At 50.4% G+C, this 18,582-nt stretch carries 16 protein-coding genes; 4 read left to right on the forward strand and 12 right to left on the reverse strand.

All coding sequences use genetic code 11. The features are described 5' to 3' along the window. Positions 1-418: 418 nt before the first annotated feature. Positions 419-1,216: a DUF6597 domain-containing transcriptional factor gene (locus A8709_RS04290; protein WP_065850954.1), complete on the reverse strand. Its 798-nt coding sequence runs from the start codon at positions 1,214-1,216 to the stop codon at positions 419-421. A gap of 93 nt (positions 1,217-1,309) precedes the next feature. Here A8709_RS04290 and A8709_RS04295 point away from each other — a divergent pair, with 93 nt between their 5' ends. After that, positions 1,310-1,759 (forward strand): SRPBCC domain-containing protein, encoded by a 450-nt coding sequence (locus A8709_RS04295; protein ID WP_065851242.1) that lies wholly within the window; start codon positions 1,310-1,312, stop codon positions 1,757-1,759. Between the two features lie 281 nt (positions 1,760-2,040). Here the strand turns inward: A8709_RS04295 and A8709_RS04300 are convergent, their stop codons facing one another. The 4 genes from A8709_RS04300 to A8709_RS04315 are packed head-to-tail and all read right to left on the reverse strand — an operon-like array spanning position 2,041 to position 5,302. Continuing rightward, positions 2,041-2,712, reverse strand: coding sequence for a GNAT family acetyltransferase (locus tag A8709_RS04300; RefSeq protein WP_065850955.1), 672 nt, complete (start codon positions 2,710-2,712; stop codon positions 2,041-2,043). A 24-nt stretch (positions 2,713-2,736) separates the two neighbouring features. Next, positions 2,737-3,402: a GNAT family N-acetyltransferase gene (locus A8709_RS04305; protein ID WP_065850956.1), complete on the reverse strand. Its 666-nt coding sequence runs from the start codon at positions 3,400-3,402 to the stop codon at positions 2,737-2,739. Positions 3,403-3,406: 4 nt separating this feature from the next. After that, positions 3,407-4,264 carry a carbon-nitrogen hydrolase family protein gene (locus A8709_RS04310; protein ID WP_065850957.1) on the reverse strand — a complete coding sequence of 286 codons (858 nt, stop codon included), beginning with the start codon at positions 4,262-4,264 and terminating at the stop codon, positions 3,407-3,409. Between the two features lie 48 nt (positions 4,265-4,312). Next, complete coding sequence (locus tag A8709_RS04315) at positions 4,313-5,302, reverse strand: acrylyl-CoA reductase family protein (protein ID WP_065850958.1); 990 nt, start codon at positions 5,300-5,302, stop codon at positions 4,313-4,315. Between the two features lie 220 nt (positions 5,303-5,522). Here A8709_RS04315 and A8709_RS04320 point away from each other — a divergent pair, with 220 nt between their 5' ends. Next, the gene (locus tag A8709_RS04320; RefSeq protein ID WP_065850959.1) at positions 5,523-7,130 is read left to right on the forward strand and encodes a histidine kinase N-terminal 7TM domain-containing diguanylate cyclase; all 1,608 of its coding nucleotides are present in this window, start codon (positions 5,523-5,525) and stop codon (positions 7,128-7,130) included. 256 nt (positions 7,131-7,386) lie between these two features. On the opposite strand, the gene A8709_RS04325 is transcribed toward A8709_RS04320, so the two are convergent. The 4 genes from A8709_RS04325 to A8709_RS04340 form a co-directional block, all read right to left on the reverse strand. Next, positions 7,387-9,168 (reverse strand): ABC transporter ATP-binding protein, encoded by a 1,782-nt coding sequence (locus tag A8709_RS04325; protein WP_065850960.1) that lies wholly within the window; start codon positions 9,166-9,168, stop codon positions 7,387-7,389. Then, the gene (locus A8709_RS04330; protein WP_065850961.1) at positions 9,161-10,969 is read right to left on the reverse strand and encodes an ABC transporter ATP-binding protein; all 1,809 of its coding nucleotides are present in this window, start codon (positions 10,967-10,969) and stop codon (positions 9,161-9,163) included. Before A8709_RS04330 ends, A8709_RS04325 begins: the two co-directional genes overlap by 8 nt. Before the next feature lie 42 nt (positions 10,970-11,011). Continuing rightward, the gene (locus A8709_RS04335; protein WP_244163097.1) at positions 11,012-11,449 is read right to left on the reverse strand and encodes a MarR family winged helix-turn-helix transcriptional regulator; all 438 of its coding nucleotides are present in this window, start codon (positions 11,447-11,449) and stop codon (positions 11,012-11,014) included. A 160-nt stretch (positions 11,450-11,609) separates the two neighbouring features. Then, positions 11,610-12,344 carry an S-layer homology domain-containing protein gene (locus A8709_RS04340; RefSeq protein ID WP_065850962.1) on the reverse strand — a complete coding sequence of 245 codons (735 nt, stop codon included), beginning with the start codon at positions 12,342-12,344 and terminating at the stop codon, positions 11,610-11,612. Between the two features lie 272 nt (positions 12,345-12,616). Here A8709_RS04340 and A8709_RS04345 point away from each other — a divergent pair, with 272 nt between their 5' ends. Further along, positions 12,617-13,819, forward strand: a complete 1,203-nt coding sequence (locus A8709_RS04345; RefSeq protein ID WP_065850963.1) for a Bcr/CflA family multidrug efflux MFS transporter — start codon at positions 12,617-12,619, stop codon at positions 13,817-13,819. Between the two features lie 105 nt (positions 13,820-13,924). Continuing rightward, positions 13,925-14,260 (forward strand): cupin domain-containing protein, encoded by a 336-nt coding sequence (locus A8709_RS04350; protein WP_065850964.1) that lies wholly within the window; start codon positions 13,925-13,927, stop codon positions 14,258-14,260. Between the two features lie 88 nt (positions 14,261-14,348). Here A8709_RS04350 and A8709_RS04355 read toward each other — a convergent pair whose 3' ends face one another. From A8709_RS04355 to A8709_RS04365, 3 genes are all read right to left on the reverse strand, one after another. After that, the gene (locus A8709_RS04355) at positions 14,349-15,929 is read right to left on the reverse strand and encodes a UDP-glucose--hexose-1-phosphate uridylyltransferase (RefSeq protein WP_065850965.1); all 1,581 of its coding nucleotides are present in this window, start codon (positions 15,927-15,929) and stop codon (positions 14,349-14,351) included. 322 nt (positions 15,930-16,251) lie between these two features. After that, positions 16,252-17,250 carry a UDP-glucose 4-epimerase GalE gene (gene galE / locus A8709_RS04360; protein WP_065850966.1) on the reverse strand — a complete coding sequence of 333 codons (999 nt, stop codon included), beginning with the start codon at positions 17,248-17,250 and terminating at the stop codon, positions 16,252-16,254. Between the two features lies 1 nt (position 17,251). After that, positions 17,252-18,433, reverse strand: coding sequence for a galactokinase (locus A8709_RS04365; RefSeq protein WP_065850967.1), 1,182 nt, complete (start codon positions 18,431-18,433; stop codon positions 17,252-17,254). Between the last annotated feature and the right edge of the window lie 149 nt (positions 18,434-18,582).

Here is an 18,582-nt window from a genome sequence, read left to right on the forward strand (position 1 = left end):
TTTTGGAATAAAAAGAGGAGATAACTGCGGTGCATGTTGCGAGAGTGGGAGTGGGAGTAAGAGTCGGAGTGAGAGTAGGAGTGAGAGTAGGAGTGAGAGCAAGATTGGGAGTGGAAGCGAAAGTGGAGCAGCTCCGATGCAATTAACTGGATAACCTCCAGTTATAATCACCGTTTCCCACTCATTAATCAAATTAGATGTATTTCCTCACGTTAATTCATACCTTTTCAGCGTAATTGGGTAGATAGGGCGTTTTTACATGTACGTTTTACAGTTAAACTCTCCAAATAATCGAAAACAGGACATATAGCTGTACCTTTTCCAGTTAATTTAAAAAAGGGTGAACTAGCGCTGCCCCGATCTGCAGTTCAGACTTGCTGACCTTACAGGGACAGAGAACCTAGCTCACCTGACCGCCTCACTTCGCACGCTTGAGCGCAGCATACTCTTCCGGTGTCTGTCCAATGACAGACTTGAAATCTTTAATAAAATGCGACTGATCGTGATAGCCGAGATCCATGGAGAGCTTCGTCCAGTTGTGTGTATCGTTGCCATCGGTCGTTTCTGCTGCATTCTGAATACGGGCGATCTTGATGACCCATTTCGGGCTGACCCCGACATACTGGTCGAACAAACGCTGAAGCGTTCGGATATTCATTTGAAAATGCTCGCAAAGTGCTTCAACCTTAGTGATATCTCTTTGCTCATACACGTAATCGACCATCCGATTAATCAAGGTGACCTGGTCATCCTGTGCAGGCAGCTTCGCCCTAATCATCTGTTCGACCAAATGAACGTTCCGCCCATCTTCACTGTGGCTAAACACTTGCGCTTCCAAGGAACGCGAATCCGTACCAAAAACATGCTCAACGCTTAGCGGATTGTTCAACATGCTGGATACGGCTTCTTTGACAAAGGGATAGAAACCGCCTGGCTTAAATTTCACGCCAAACACACTTCCCTGACCTTCCAGATGATGTCCATATTTCTCTTTACCTGGCCCATAAATAGCCGTGCGCTCCGGCTCTACAACGAGATTCACGCAGGGATTGGGGATTACATGTTGCGTGTAGGGGTCTTTCCCAGCTAGGTCCCATCTGACAACCCAATAATGCCGAACGAAAAAGGCGACATCGTCAGCAGGCGCATAGCGGCAGAGCTGAAATTTGTGCCCACTTTGCTGAAAATTGATGATACCCAGACTTGGCATTGACATATCGAACACTCCTTGTCGCGTTTTTACAATACATGGGAATACGAGTTCGGTTATGATAGGTAGGATCACTGATATGAAGGAGTGTAAGCGATGATGGAACTGAAGTATGAATTTTATATTGGCGCAAGTCCAAAGCAAATTTGGGATATTCTCATCACACCAGAGGGAACTCGGCAAATCTTGTTCGGCAGTGTCTTGCAGTCTACTTTTGAAATCGGATCGGACTATGCCTACGTAGGGCCAGGCGCTGATGGTGAGGAAACCGTCCACGTGTATGGCAAAATTCTGGCTTATGAGCCAGAGAAACTCCTTAGCTGCACGGAGCACGCAGGCCCTTCTTATCGGGAGAACCACGCTGAGTTTGAATCTCGCATGACCATCACACTGGAAACCGTCGGCAGTTGCACGAAGTTAACCCTTGTGAATGATCAATGGACACCAGACCACCCTAGTTTTGAGTCGACGAAGGCGAGCTGGTGGATGATTTTAAGCAACATCAAGACTTTAGCCGAGACGGGTAAAACGTTAGATTTCGGTTGGTAAGGTTCACCAGCTCTAACCCCATGGTATAAATACAGTGTCTTTTTCAAATAAGAGCAAAAATCGGCTGTTATATTGGATTATTCCAGTAGCAAAGCCCCAAATCGACCCCTACAGGGTCTTTTTTTCTGACTTGAATGGATTTGTCCAATGAAATGAATTTTTTACGCTACCTTTGAATGCTATCCACTGGATTTATCCAATAAAATCACTATCACTCATTAGACTGCGGTATGGATATAGGCAATTCAGGAGTCCATGAGGACTCCTTTTTCATAACCTTCCTACAACGGCTGCAGCGCTAACGTCGTTTGCCCCTCTAAACCAGCAACCATCGCTTCCCAAGCCTCCGGTTTATTCGCAAGTACGGCATAATACTGTCGCAGGAACTTCGCCACCAACGCAGCGCTGATTTCCGTCTGATCTTCATCCGTCGGCAAGAAACAGAGATCCAACTCCTCGACCGCTTCCCCGTTGTTCTCCCAGGATGGGTGCACGTAAGGGAAGTCAATCCGCTTATAACCAAGATGCGATAACACCTCACGCCGTACGTAAGGATCCATCGGCTTCACGCCGCCAAAAGCATGATCTTCGATCCGATATGGATCGTAAATCTCAGCGAACATCCCTGCCATCGGCTTACCCGATTCAGCAGCTAATCGCTCAAGGTCCTGCCAGCGTTTTCTCGCTAGGAACCGACCGATCCCAAGTCCCGCACCACCAATGATCGTGAAATCCGTCATCGCCACTTGCCAATCCTCGTAGTACCGGTACTCGGTCGTACCGACGACTTTACCTTCGTGAACCGCTACGAACACACGGATACCCGGGTCCTCTAACGGCTCCCTCCACAGTGGATAATCCAGCACTTCCTCCGGCGGAAATACCTCTTTCATCAGATCATGCATTGATCGAAACAAAGGATCCTCAATACTCGTTATACGTATGAATTCCATAAGGTCAACTCACTCCTATTTTAGTTATCTAAACGGATTCCGCCACTCCATCAACAACGCATGATTCAGTGACTCCTCATCCTCCAAATAATTCGCAACCACGCGCACAGGCGTCCGGCCGCATCGCAGCAAAAAAGTAACCACCGGGTCCTTCATCTTCCCCGCCATAACCGCCGCCGCATACGCGTCAGCGCTCATCGTCTCGGCTACCCTATGATAGCCCGGCATACGTCCGCCTCCGAGCAAGCGATTCAGCCCCAGCTGCACCACCACCTCGTACATGGACTGCATCAGCCATTTGCCCAGCCCAAACTTACGGTAAGCGGGCATGATGCACACGTCCACAATGTAGAGCGTATCGCCATCAGGGTAATGCGTGCGGATAAACCCATCGTCCGTCATCGCTGACCAGCTATGATCAGCGCCAGCATCCATTGCCTCGCTGCTCACGCGAAGCCCTGTAATCGAGCCCACAACCTGACCCGCCACCTCCACGCACAGCGCTCCCTCCGGGAAACGTGTCACATGCTCCGTCAGTTGCTCCTTCGTCCACCAGAGCTCCGAGGGAAATGGCGGCGGAAAGCTCAACTGCTGAACTCGGATTAACGCATCGAAATCCGCCACGCTGTACGTGCGAATAACCGCCTGCACCGGGGTGTCGCCATCAAACACATAGAGCTGTTTTCTCATGACATCAGGACCAATCTGTGTATAGATCAGTTCTGCGGTCGCGCCAGGTCGTGACGGAGCCTCGCTCACGAACGAGCGTCAGCAGATCCAGATCAAGGTCCGCAGTCACAACCATATCCCCGTTAATCTCGCCTTCGACCAAAATGCCTTTCGGCGGGAATGGCACATCGTTGGGCGTAATGACAGCAGCCTGTCCGAAGTTCGCTCGCATGAAATCAACCGTTGGTAAAGCGCCAACAGTCCCCGTTGTCACCACGTAGATTTGATTCTCAATCGTACGGGCATGACACGTATACCGAACCCGATGGAAGCCGTGCCGGTCATCCGTACACGAAGGTGCGAATAACACATCTGCACCACGCGCTCTCGCCATCCGCACGATTTCTGGAAATTCCACATCGTAACAGACCAGAATGGCAATCCGCCCTTTGTCCGTATCAAAAACCTGCAAGGAATCCCCCGCTCCCATCCCCCATTCCTTCACTTCCGTCGGGGTGATATGCAGTTTCTTCTGCTCACCGATACGTCCATCCGGATAGAACAAGAATGCGGTATTATACAGCTTGTCCCCTTCTGACGTAATGTGCGTGCCACCGATGATTTGCATACCTGTTTGCTGCGCGAGACCTTGAAATAAGTCACGATACTTCTCCGTAAAAGAAGGCAAATCCTCGATCGTCAACGCCTTCCCATTCTCGTCGCCAATGGACATCAATTGCGTCGTAAACAACTCCGGGAATAACACGAAATCCGCCTCAAACTCCTGCGCCACCTTCACATAATGCTCCACCTGAGCAGCGAACTCTTCAAAACTGCTAATCGTATGTAAATGATACTGTACGGCTGACACCCGCATTTTCAATATTCTCAACTCTCCTCATATGCAAAATGGATCTATAAGGCAGAACCCTTACAGCCTAACCAGCACCCGGCCTCTAACTTGGCCTGCTAATACGAGCTGCGCCGCCTCGGCAACGCCTTCTAAGGTCACTTCTTTATATACCGTCTGCTCAAGCAGCTGCGGTTTCAATTCCAACGCGATCCGCTCCCACAACGGTTTGCGTACAGCCACAGGACAATAGACCGAATCAATGCCCAGTACATTCACCCCTCGGAGGATAAAAGGGTACACCGTCGCCGCAAAATCCGCGCCGCCCGTCAACCCGCTCAGCGCCACGGAGGCGCCGTATTTCATGCGGCTGAGCACATAGCCGAGGGACTGCCCCCCGACGGGATCTACAGCGCCAGCCCAGTACTCTTTGCCGATCGGCTTACTCTCGGAAGGCGAAAGCTCCTCTCGCGACAGCACACGCGTCGCGCCAAGCTCAAGCAAGTAATCGTGGTCGGCGGATTTCCCTGTGCTCGCTTCGACCTCGTAGCCGAGGGCGGCGAGCATCGAGACGCTGCTGCTCCCTACACCACCCGTTGCTCCGCGCACGAGCACGGGTCCCTGCCCTGGGCGCAGCCCATTCGCCTCCATGCGGTGAATGGACAGCGCTGCTGTAAATCCCGCAGTGCCGAGGATCATCGCTTCGCGATGCGTCAGTCCCTGCGGGAGTGGTACGACCCAATCGGCGGGAACGCGCGCATATGCGCTGAATCCGCCGAAATGCCCTGTGCCCAGCTCGTAGCTGGTCACGAGTACCTCATCCCCCTCGCGATAGCGGGGATCTGACGAGGCGACCACCGTGCCGGCCAAGTCAATGCCCGGCACCATCGGGTATTGGCGCACGACCCGCCCCGATGGGCTGCAGGCCATCGCATCTTTGTAGTTCATCCCGGAGTAAGCGACGCGGATGGTCACTTCCCCAGCGGGCAACTCCTCGATGCGGAGTTCTTTTATTTGTAAAGAAAACTGATCCTGTATTCGCTCTACGATTAGTGCGTTAAAGCTATCCATGTTCACGCCTCCTCCTCATCACATCATGGCTCGTACCTTGTGTTTATTTTACCACACAAAATAAACGTCTACGCCGTCCTTTTAGGACGAGTGTGTGTATCTAAAAGTATAGTCGAATAACCTATTTTTCCCAAAAATCTCCCTGTGACTTCCTACTCGAATGTGATACCATTAAATCGACAAATTCTCCAATAATCCTACAAATGATGGAGTCCGACTTATGAATCCTATATTAACAATGTTCATTTCACTCATCGCCACTTCGGGCGTTTTTACCGTTTTCCTGTGCATCTATGCGTATTTGAAACGCAAGGATATACCTGGTGCATATACCTTCATCATTTATACGGCGGTCCAAGCTATTTATATTTTTGCACATGCTTTCGAAATGGCTAGCGATACGTTAGCTCAGGTAAAGGGATGGACGATGATCGAATATATCGGCATCGCGGGAGCGCCTGCCATTGGCTTGCTGATTGTCATGCAGTACGTTGGCATCAACATGAATCGTAAACGGATCTCCCTGTTATTCGTTATTCCGACCCTTACATTTATCATCGTGATTACCAATGATTTTCATCATTTGTTTTATAAAAGCATGTATTTTCGCGAAAATACTCCTTTCCTTACGACGGATACGGTCATCGGGCAATATTACATCGTTCACGGGGCTTATACATTCGGTTGCATGCTGGCGGCAGTCGTTCTCCTCCTGCGCAGATGGCGGCAAACCAAGAAAGCCTACCGCTTGCAGCTGCTGACTTTAATGGCAGGACAATTTCTGCCGATGACGGGGGCATTTGTTTATTTGATGGGTGTAACACCTTATGGGGTTGATCCTGTACCAATGCTCCTTTGCGTGACTTCTGCCATGTACATCTGGGCGATCGTATCGACAAAGATGCTGACAGTGATACCGATTGCGAAGGAAAGTATTTTTGAAAGTATGCGTGAGGGTGTTGTTGTTCTGGACTTTGCCGATCGGCTGATTGACTTCAATGGTGCGATGATCTACATGTTTCCAGGCTTATCGACGCAGATGCTAGGGTTAACCCTGGATGAAGCTTGGATTCAGTTGTCGGGTACGCCATTCCCCGTGGAGCGCTCGCAAGATGGTGAGCAAGTAGAAATGGTTTGGCGAAATACCGCTGGCAGAGAGTTCTATTATCAAATCCGGTCCTCCGTTGTGCGGGGGCGTAATGGTGATCCGATCGGGAGCCTGCTAATGCTGATCGATGTGACGGAGCAGCACCTGCTGCAAGATCAACTAGAGCAGTTAGCCTACTATGATGGCTTGACGAAGCTGTTCAATCGGACGGAGTTCCTTCGTCGGAGTAAATCTTTGCTAACGGAAATGCAAAGAGATAATCTACCTTTGAGTATCATTCTCTTCGATATTGACCATTTCAAAAACATTAATGATACGTATGGTCACGATGTTGGCGACCTCGCCATTCAGCACGTTGTGGCCATCGTTAAACGGCTAGAAGCCGAAGCACCTGAAGCGCTTATCGGCCGTTATGGCGGCGAGGAGTTCGTCATCGCCCTGCCGGGTTGCTCGCTGGAGCAAGCCGCCATATTGGCGGAGCGCATTCGCGCGCAGCTCGCAGCGGAGTCGATGAGCGGGAGCTTCGGCACGATGAGCGTAACGGCGAGCTTCGGTTTATCGCAAGCAGGCTCGGGGCAGTTCGAGCTGTCGGGGAAGGCAGGGCAAACGCTGGAGTCATTGCTGCGTGATGCCGACATAGCCCTGTATCAGGCTAAGCGAGCGGGGCGGAATCAGGTACGAGTCTTTGAGCCACAAGCAGCTAGCCCCCTCCTCACCTAACTGGAAAACATACAGCTAAATCTGGGACATGTACCTTCCACACTGTTCGAAATGGAAAAGATACAGCTAATTAGTCCACATGGAGCGATTTCAGTGAAAATGACGTGATTTAACTGGAGGAAATCCATTTATTTAGAGGGCTGTCCTGGTAGACGGGAATTTGAATCTCTCCTCGCTACGACGCATGAGAAAAAGGGAGTTCCCATTCATCGGGAACTCCCTTTTTGCCCTTGCTGCGGTAAGCTACGCGCCGCCGTTAAAGCGAACTAGCCTGGCTGAATTGGTTCGCGTACAAGTCATAATAATGCCCGCGTCGCGCCAGCAGCTCCTCGTGCGTGCCGCGCTCCACGATCTCGCCGCCGTGGATGACCAAGATCGCACTCGCTTCGCGAATCGTGCTAAGTCGGTGGGCGATCACGAAGCTCGTGCGCCCTTTCATGAGCACGCCCATCGCCTGTTGGATGTGCAGTTCCGTGCGCGTATCGACGGAGCTCGTCGCCTCGTCGAGCACGAGAATCGCGGGGTCGGCGAGAATCGCCCGCGCGATCGTGAGCAGCTGCCGCTGGCCCTGACTCAGGTTGCCGCCGCCTGCGGTCAACATGGCGTCATAGCCCTCAGGCAGCTTGCGGATGAATCCGTCCGCGTTGGCCAGCTTCGCGGCGGCCTCGACCTCTTCGTCCGTTGCGTCCAAGCGGCCGAACCGAATATTTTCTCGGATCGAATCCGAGAACAGGTATACATCTTGCAGAACCATACCAAGGTGACTGCGTAGATTATCTTTCTCCATGTCGCGAATATCGAGACCATCGATGGTGATGCTTCCCGCTTCGACATCGTAAAATCGTGTCAGCAAGTTGATGATCGTCGTTTTGCCAGCACCCGTGGGACCGACTAGCGCGATCATATCGCCCGGTTCTGCCGTAAACGAAATACCACTCAGCGTAGGCGTATCATCCGTGTAGCGGAACGTTACCTTGTCGAACACCACTTCCCCTTTTACCCCAGACAATTGTACGCCGCCTCTGCCCGATTCATATTCCGTCTGGCTATCCATCACTTCAAATACCCGCTCCGCCCCCGCAATCCCGGACTGAATCATATTGTACTGATTGGCGAGATCGTTGATCGGCCGGCTGAACTGCTTGGAATAATTAAGGAAACTAATGATCACGCCGACCATCGTCCATCCTTTCAGCACCATCCAACCCCCAATTGCAGCGAGCAGAATGAAGCTAAAATGATTGATCATATTCATGCTCGGCCCCATCATGCCGGAAAGCTGCTGAGCACCTGTTCCAGCTGCACGAAGCTGCTTGTTAATGACAGCGAGCTGATCGACAGAAGCGGCTTCGCGTCGGAAGGTTTTGACCACCTTTTGCCCAGAAATCGTCTCTTCAATGAAGCCATTCAGTTCACCGAGTCGTTGCTGCTGTTCTTTGAACAAGCGCTGTGTGCGTTTTGTAATTTGCTTCGTCGTATAGAGAACGAGCGGTACAGTAACGAGGGCGATCAGCGTCAGCCATATATTCAAGGCAATCATCATGATCAAAGAACCCACAATCATAATGATACTCGTGATGATCTGCGTTAAATTCTGACTGAGCGTCGTTGCTACGTTATCGACATCGTTGGTCGTACGGCTCATGAGCTCCCCATGGGAGGTCTTGTCAAAATAACTAATAGGCAGCTTATGCAGATGGCGAAAGAGATCCTGTCTCATTTCCCAGACCGTTCGCTGGGCAACGCCTGCCATCATGTAAGATTGCACCCAAGAGGCGACTCCGCTGAACAAGTAACACCCGAGCAAAAGAAGGCAAAGCCCGATCAATCCGCTCCGATCCCGCGGTATGATGTACTCGTCGATGGCTACGCCGATTAAGTAAGGTCCGAGCAGAGCAAGGCCGCTGCCGAGTATCGTAAGAGCCGTCACCGTGAACAGCCCTGCGCGTTGGCGTCGTAGATAGCCCCAGGTGCGAAGGAGGGTTGCACCGATGTTTTTGGCGCGCGGTTTGCGCGTGGCCGGTTGCGTTTTAGCCATGAAGGGCAGTCTCCTTTCCTTGCTGGGAGCGATAAATATCCTGATAAATGGCACTGGATGCCAGCAGCTCCTCATGCGTTCCTTGTGCGGCGATGCGGCCTTCATCCAACACAAGAATCCGATCGGCGTGCAGCACCGATGAGACGCGCTGTGCGATCACGATGCATGTGCTGCCAGCCATCAGCGATTGTAAGGAGCGTTGGATACGCTTCTCCGTGCCTAGATCAATCGCACTTGTGCTGTCATCCAGCACGAGCAGCGGTGATCTTAAGAGCAATGCCCGCGCGATTGCTATCCGTTGCTTTTGACCGCCGGATAAATTCACACCGCGCTGTCCGAGCTTCGCTTCATAGCCCTCGGGCAGCTTGCGGATGAAGCCATCTGCTTCCGCAGCTTTGGCGACGGCTTCGATCTCGGCATCCGAAGCCCCAGGCTTGCCGAACAGGATATTGTCGCGTATTGTGCCGCTAAATAAAATAGACTGCTGCAGCACAATTCCGATCTGACTTCGTAACTGTTCGACAGGCAGATCTTTGACATCAACGCCATTCAGGCGGATGTGCCCGCTGGTTACATCGTAGAGTCGGGGGATCAAGCTGACGAGTGTCGATTTACCGGAGCCTGTTGCTCCGAGTATGCCAATCGTTTGACCTGGCAGCGCTTTGAACGAAATATCCGCGAGAATTGGCTGGTCAGGCGCTGTTTCATAGACGAATGAGACATGTTCAAATTCCAGTTCGCAACCCTGAAGAGGTTCAGGAGGACCTTTTTCTGACAGTTGTTGTTCTTGCTGTAGCTGCGGTAGCTGCGGTTGTCGTGATTGTTCCACTTGGTCCGCATGCTTAGGCTCGTTCGGGTCCAGTTTCGTATCAAGGACTTCATGAATACGCTCAGCAGACACTTGTGCTCGTGAAATGTTCATGAGTGTGTTGCTAATCGATACCAGCGAGAACAGTACTTGGCTAATATAGATGATGAATGCGGCCAGATCCCCAATTGCCATCGATCCGCTCCACGTTTGAGCACCCCCGAACCAGAGCACGGCTACGATACTCACGTTCAAAATCAATGTCATCAACGGTCCGCTTGTCGCCAATGCACGTGCGGAGCTAAGACTGGCGTCCAGCAAATCCGTGTTCGCTTTGCCAAAGCGAGTCCGCTCGAAAGCGGCACGAACGAAAGCTTTGATCACACGAATGCCTGACGTGCTTTCCTGCATAACGGTGTTCACACGATCTACCCTGCTCTGCATAAGGCGGAAAAGTGGAGTCGAACGCTTCATCAACACATAGAGAATGATGAACTGAATTGGTACGACGGCTAGCAAAATCAAGGAAAGTCGCGGCGAAATGACCACGGCCATGATGATGCTGCCGATCAGTAGAGACGCTTCACGCGTAAATTGGCGCAAGAGAATCTGCAAGATGTTGAGCATTTGCATGACATCGCCGGTTAATCGGGTAATCAATGACCCGGTCGAAAACGTGTCTAATTGTCGGAACGATAAGGATTGTACCTTTTCGAAAACGCTTAGCCGCAGGTCGGCTCCGAAGTTTTGCGCTGCTTTCACGGTGAAGAAGGTACAGCCTACGCCACCGATTAGACCGATGAAGGCGACGCCTAGCATATGTAGGCCGGTTGACCACACCAACGCGAGATTCCCCTCGGCAACGCCGTGGTTCACAATCGTCGCCATCAGGCGGGGCTGTGATAAATCCATGCACACCTCCATCACCATCAGCAATGGGGCTAGCAGGGTTATGAACCAATATGGTTTAACAAATGAGCGTAGTTTCCACATGTCGGGATATCCTTTCTTTTATTGTTTGTCGGCTAACTAATTTTATTCATCTTTAGGACGAAGATTATCTTGCATTTGAAGCAGAAGGCGTCGAAACAAGAGGATCTCTTCCGGTAAAAAGTTTGAAAAGGTCCTATCATCCGTTTCCTTGATCGCTTCCTTGACATGTACAGTGACTTCCTTGCCTTTATCCGTCAAATAGACACGCGTAACACGCTGATCATCAGGGTCAGGGCGGCGTTCGACGAGGCCTGTTTTCTCCATACGGTCAACCATCACGCTCAGCGTTGCCCGTTTGTTATGGATACGCGAGGCAAGTTCGCTATGGCTGAGACCGTCCTCAACAGACAGCGCCAGCAGCAATGGCGGCTGACCTGGGTAAACATCATAAGGATGAATGATTTGATCAATCGTATGTCGGTGCATTTTCAGCAAATGATGCATGATATGTGTAAGAGATTCTGGATTAGAGTGGTGCAAAGTTTCAACCCCTTATTAGTTAGTCGGCTAACTAATAGTTTAGGTGCGCTTCCTCGTCCTGTCAAGAAGGTATTTGCCAGATGTAACCTGCCCATAGGGACAAATGAAAAAGCAGCACAGGCACCTCTCGGTACCTACGCTGCTCTATAATGAAACTCATTTAGTTCGTTCCGTATGTACTTCCTGTCACTGTGCTATCTGTGGTTGTGTCTGCCGGGACATCAACGATGACGTTGTTTTTGAGCAGCCGATACAGGAGTGTAGCTGCCTCCGCCCGTGTTAGCGTTACATTAGGATGAAATCTGTGCTGATCGTCACCTTGAATGAGGTTATGCTGCACAGCCGTAGCTACATATGGTCGTAATACCTCAGGAATCGAAGCCGTATCCGTAAACGTAGTCGTCAATAACGTGTCCGCTGCCGCAGCATCCATGAGAACGAGTGTTGGATCCTGTTTCATCAACACCTTGACCAAGGTAACGGTCACGTCTTCCCGTTTCGCTCCGAGGACGGGTTCGAAGTTGTAGCCGCCTTCTAGACTTTTGAAACGATCGAAGTAATCCTTCGTCGCCTCAATCACATCGAACGACCAACGTTTGGGTCCGACATCATTAAAATCCTGTATGGTTGACGTATTTTTCAAATGGAACGTACGTGCCACCATCGCTGCGAACGCCTCGCGAGACACCGATTTATCCGGATGAAAATGGTGATCATCCTCCCCTTGCAAAATCCCCTTATCAACCAGCGCATCAATCGCTTCTTGTGCCCAATGCCCTTTAACGTCATCCAGAGCTAATTTCACCTTGACTGTCCCACTCGTCGCGGCAAAAGCCGGCACCGCACTCATCGAAAGCATCGATACGATCGCTGTCATGACAATCCACTTTTTCATCATTTCATTCTCCTTTGGCTTCGTTATTTTATCTATGTATCTCGTTCACATCTTCATTATGGATAAAAGATATTTCTAAATGATGTCATCGGGAAAAAACAATTATATTAAAACCTTGTAATTGTCGGAATCCGTATTGATGTGTTAGGATGAAAACCAGACTCTGCTTCGAATTATACAAGCCGACTTCCGGATCTTGTGCGAGTTCGAAAGCGACAAATAGAGATAACGAGTCTTGGATATGGAATGAAGAAGAGGAGATTCCCTTTACAATGACCAACAAGAACAATCAGCACGTGTTTAGACTCGCTTTGCTGCTCGGTCTATTTTCGACACTCGGCCCTTTTACCATCGATATGTATTTACCGGCATTCCCGGAGATTGTGAAGCAATTCGATACGACGGCTTCGCTGGTACAGCTTAGCTTGACGGCTTGTTTACTCGGGCTCGCGATTGGCCAGCTCGTCATGGGTTCACTCAGTGACGTCTACGGCAGACGTAATCCGTTGCTCATCTCCATGGCTGTTTATGTCATTGCTGCTTTAGCTTGCGCATTCTCGCCAAATATTGGGATGCTAATCGTGTTCCGGTTCGTACAGGGTTTTGCTGCTTCGGCAGGCATTGTCATTTCTCGCGCGATCGCGCGCGACTTGTACAGCGGCCATGAGCTTACCAAATTTTTCTCGTTACTCTTGCTTGTCGGTAATTTAGGCCCGCTCGTGGCACCTGTAACCGGCAGTGGGATTCTATCTTTTACATCGTGGGTCGGCGTATTTATTGCGCTGTCCGTGCTAGGCATCTATCTATTCACGATGACCAAATGGAGGCTGCGGGAGACTTTACCTGCGGATCGCCGCAGGCCCAGCAACTTCATGGAGCAGCTGCGGAACTACGGATTGCTCATGCGAGATCGCCAGTTTGTCGGTTACATGCTAGCACAAGGCATTATGATCGCGGGGGTCTTTGCGTATGTTTCGGGTACGCCCTTTATTTATCAAAACATTTACGGGGCTTCGCCGACCTTATTCGCTCTCCTGTTCGGATCGAACGGCATCAGCCTGATCATCGGCTCCCAAGTGGTCGGACGTATGTCCCATCGGGTATCTGAACACGCCTTTTTATTGTTCGGCCTGTGTCTCGCCGCTCTTGCAAGTATCGTCGTCTTGGTGGTGGCCATCGTCCATGGACCGCTCTTCGCACTCGTGATCCCACTGTTTTTCTTTGTTGGGGCCATCGGTATTACTTCAACGGCAGCCTTCCCACTTGCCATGGAGCGCCAAGGTCATATGGCGGGCAGCGCCGCTGCGCTGCTTGGTGTCATTCCCTTCTTGCTCGGTGCGGTCGTCTCTCCGCTAGTCGGCATCGCAGGCGAAGACACAGCCGTTCCGCTGGGCGTACTTATCTTAGCAACAAGTGCAGCAGCCATGCTGTCATACTTCTTCTTGGTTAGAAAAAGCTCGCATGACGTAGCTTAAAATGAAGGTAAATGAAAACCAGTCTGTCACTGAAAGGTAGTGATGGACTGGTTTTTTAAATCCAAAATTATCGAACCAAAATTGCAGATGAAGGGGGAACCTACAATGAATTTCAAACTAGCTGACTTACATCATCATATCAACCAATTAAAAGAATCAGATCAAACCTCCTATTATGAATTTCTGAAGGTACCCTCCATGAGCGTAGGACTTTATAAGCTGAATAAAGGTGAAGAGGATAAACAACAGCCTCATACCGAAGATGAGCTTTATTTGATCATTGAAGGTAAAGCCTCGTTTCAAAATGGCGATGAAATTACTGAGGTCAGTCAAGGTGACCTCCTTTTCGTAGAAGCTCATAAAGAGCATAGATTCTTTGATATGACGGAGGATTTAACGACCTTGGTCTTTTTCTCCCCAGCCGAACATGCCAATAAATAAAGCATTGGCGAACCTTGTTGCGCGCGCGGAGCATCCGCCTATAGCAAAAAAATCCCTGGTCATCTACCCGACACCAGGGATTTTTCATTTAAGCTTGCGGGGCAAAGCCCACCGCAGCCAAAAACCGTCCGAACGCCGCTTGCCCAGCGACGTCACGTTTGAAGACGCCCGCATCCGCGAGGACGTCCATGAACTTGCTGCCGACCTCGGTCTGCAGCAGCGCATTCGCCGCGTCCGCCGTCAGCGACGCGCCATGCTTCGCGAGCAGCGCCGCGATCCAATCCGCATGCTTATGCAGCGGATGACCGGCATCTGCGAGCGCTTCGCGGCTGAGCTCGGCTTCGCCGGTGAGCAGCTTGGCGATAGCCGCCAGCTCCTCTTGCAGGCGGCCTGGCAGCACCGCCAGCCCCATCACCTCAATCAAGCCGATGTTCTCCTTCTTGATGTGGTGCAAGTGCTGATGCGGATGGAAAATCCCATCCGGATGTTCCTCACTCGTGCGGTTGTTTCGCAGCACCAGATCAAGCTCGTACTCGCCGCGCGCATTGTTGCGGGCGATCGGCGTGATCGTGTTATGCGGGATCCGCTGTCCGTCCTTCTCGCTGAACGCGAGGACGTCCGCTTCCGCATCGCTGTAAGCACGCCAGTCTTCGAGCAGCTTGCTCGCCAGCTTATACAACTGCTGTTTGTTGTGCCCGCTCAAGCGAAGTACAGACATCGGCCACTTCACAATCGCGGCTTTCACACCTGTATAATCCGCATGTGAGAACACTTTCTCACTTGGCGCTTTTTCCATCGGGAACTTGTGACGCCCGCCTTGGAAGTGATCGTGGTTCAGAATAGATCCTCCCACGATCGGCAGATCCGCATTCGATCCGATGAAATAATGCGGGAATTGTTCGATGAAGTCCAGCAAACGATAGAACGTGTTCGCCGTTGTTTTCATCGGAATGTGCTTCTCATGGAAGATGATGCTGTGCTCGTTGTAGTACACGTAAGGTGAATACTGCAGGTACCATTTCTCGTTATCCAATTCCAACGGAATGACGCGAAGGTTCTGTCTAGCCGGGTGATTCACACGGCCTGCATACCCCAAATTGTCGACGCAAAGTAGACAGAGTGGGTAGCTGCTTTGTGGCAGCGTTTTGAGCAGCGCAATTTCCTTCGGATCCTTCTCCGGCTTGGAGAGGTTGATCGTGATTTCCAAATCGCCATAGGCTGTTTCAGCAAGCCAATAAGCATTCTTGGCAATCCGATCCATACGAATATAGTTGGAATCGATCGATTGTTTGTAAAAGTAATCTGTCGCCGCTTCGACGTTCGTTGTTTTTGCTAGCTTCCAGAATTGACTCACGACCTCCGAAGGTCGAGGCATCATGAGCCCCATAATGCGTGCGTCGAGCAAATCGCGGTACGTCATTGTGTTCTCTTCCAAAAGTCCCGCTTCCCACGCTGCATCGAGCAATTCCTCCAGCAGCCCAACAGGAGTGCTCAACTTCTCATTAGGCACTTCCCCTTGGAAGGGCTCCGCAAGCTGAAACAAATCCAGCAAAGCATTGCGCGACGTGTATACATCCAGCTGTTCGATCAACCCATTTTGGGCAGCGAACTGAAGGAGTCTTTCTATAGTTAACGCTGCAAACTGCGGCGTTCGTAATGTGCGTTCCATCATGCCACTTTCCTTTCTTGTCTAACACAACTACCCAACTCATATTTCTAAACACGCTACTCAAGCACCTTACATTGGATAAATCCAGTCAACCGTTCATAAAACACGCTTAAAAAGTAATTTGACTGGACAAATCCACTCAAACTCACTGAAACCGAGCTTTTTGGCTCCTTTTCAAGCCTCTTGAATGGATAAATCCAATAGAACGCCAGAATTTGAGCTTTCAAACGTAGATTCTACTGTATTTATCCAATAGAGAAAGGCTTATGGGCAAGTTTGTGTCGTAGGATAGGTTTGCTAACAAACATAAATTTCGCCTATATTAAACGTTCACTTCAGCCGCATACCCCTTCGGGTGCTTCTGATGCCAGTTCCACGCGCTCTCAATGATCGCTTCCAACGAATCCAAAGCTGGCTTCCAGCCAAGCTCGGCTCTTGCACGCTCTGACGATGCAATCAACGTCGCTGGGTCGCCTGCTCGACGAGGCTCAACAACCGCTGGGATGGCATGACCTGTGACTTTGCGTGCAATGTCGATCACTTGCTTCACAGAGAAGCCTGTGCCATTGCCAAGGTTATAGATGTTGCTGTCCGCACCGCCGCGCAGCTTCTCTACCGCTAGCACGTGTGCACTTGCTAGATCGCTGACGTGGATGTAGTCACGTACGCATGTGCCGTCTTCTGTTGCATAATCCTCGCCGAAAATCGAGATATGCGCTCTTTGCCCCAGCGCAACCTGCAAAATAATCGGGATCAGATGCGTCTCTGGGCTGTGGTCTTCTCCGATTTGGCCGCCAGCATGCGCGCCAGCTGCATTGAAGTAGCGCAGCGACACATATTTGATACCATGCGCAGTATCGAACCATTTCATCATTTTTTCCATCGCCAGCTTCGTTTCGCCATACGTATTCGTCGGCAGGGTACGATCGCTCTCAAGGATTGGAATGTTCTCAGGCTCGCCATACGTTGCAGCCGTGGAAGAGAAGACGATGCGTTTCACGCCGTATTGTGTCATTTTTTCAAGTAAGCAAAGCGTTCCGTACACGTTGTTGTGGTAGTATTTCGCCGGATTGGTCATGCTCTCACCAACGAGTGAATTTGCTGCAAAATGGATAATGGCATCGATCTTATTTTCCGCAAAAACCGTATCCATAAAGTTGCCGTCGCGCAGATCACCCACGTACAATTTACCGCCAAGCACTGCGTCCTTGTGACCTTGTTGCAGGTTATCGACAATAACAACTTCCTCGCCTTTGGCCAATAGCTCTGCTACCGCATGCGAACCGATATAACCCGCTCCACCTGTGACTAGAATTGCCATTTTACAACGCCTCCTCAAGTTGCTCTACACCGTTGCCAATATCGCAAACATAGAAGCTTGGTGTAAGCCCTGTTTTTTCCGTATATTCCGCGCCCACTTGGTCGATGAACGTTTGAACGCTGTCTTCATGCACTAAAGAAACTGTACATCCGCCGAAGCCTGCACCTGTCATCCGCGCACCAAGTACGCCTGGTACTTTCAATGCTGCGGCTACCATCGTATCCAGCTCCACTCCTGTTACTTCATACAGATCACGAAGGGAATCATGGGAGCCAATCATCAGCTTGCCGAAGGACTCAAGATCATTCTTTTCAAGTACTTCGATGGATTTCAAAACACGATCAATCTCTTCCACAACGTGCTCCGCTCTGCGGCGAACCGTTTCGTCTGGGATCAGATGTTTATATTCATTAAACTGCTCTAGGTTCAGTTGACCCAGCAGCGTGATGTTAGGGAATTGCTTTTGCAGATAAGTAACGGCCTGCTCGCATTGGCTTCTTCTCTCATTGTAAGCGGAGTCGACGAGACCTCTGCGTTTGTTCGTGTTACCGATCACAAGCTTATAGCTGCCGCTTTGAAAAGGAACATGACGATACTCCAACGTATCGCACATCAACAGAATCGCGTTGTCTTTCTTGCCATTCGCTACCGCGAATTGGTCCATGATCCCGCAATTCACGCCAACGAATTGGTTCTCTGTTTCTTGTGCGAGCAGCGCGATTTTCACCGTATCGATCGGATAGTTTTCTAGTGTCAGCAAGCTGAACGCTGTAACCACTTCGATGGAAGCCGAGGAGGAAAGTCCTGCGCCATTCGGGATTTCGCCGTGGAACAACAGATCATATCCTTGCGTTACAGGGAAACCTGCTTTCGCCAAGTGAACGAAAATGCCTTTCGGATAATTAATCCAATCATCTTCTTCTTGATAGGACAAGTCATCTATGGAAATTTGTTTGCGCAGTGCCAAATTGGTAGACGCAAAGCCAATCACACGATCTTGTCTCGGACGAATGATCAAAGTCGTTCCGAACGTCAAAGCTGCTGGAAACACATATCCGCCGTTATAATCCGTGTGCTCGCCGATCAAATTCACACGACCTGGCGCGTGGAATGCTGAGATTTTCGCTGCCGTTTCTCCGTAAATTTCAATAAACGTGTCTTTTAGAGCTTGCAAATCTGCCATGTGTGGCACCGCCTTCAGTGGTTTTTGTTAGTTCGTTTAGTGGTTGTGTACAATCAGGTTGATGTAAGTTTATAGCTTAAGTATAAGAGATGAGCCATCGGTTGGCTATGGAGGCATGTTATTTTCACATGGATAAATGTGATATGAAG

It is taken from the genome of Paenibacillus pectinilyticus, assembly GCF_001700435.1.
In the GTDB taxonomy this organism is placed as follows: domain Bacteria; phylum Bacillota; class Bacilli; order Paenibacillales; family NBRC-103111; genus Paenibacillus_E; species Paenibacillus_E pectinilyticus.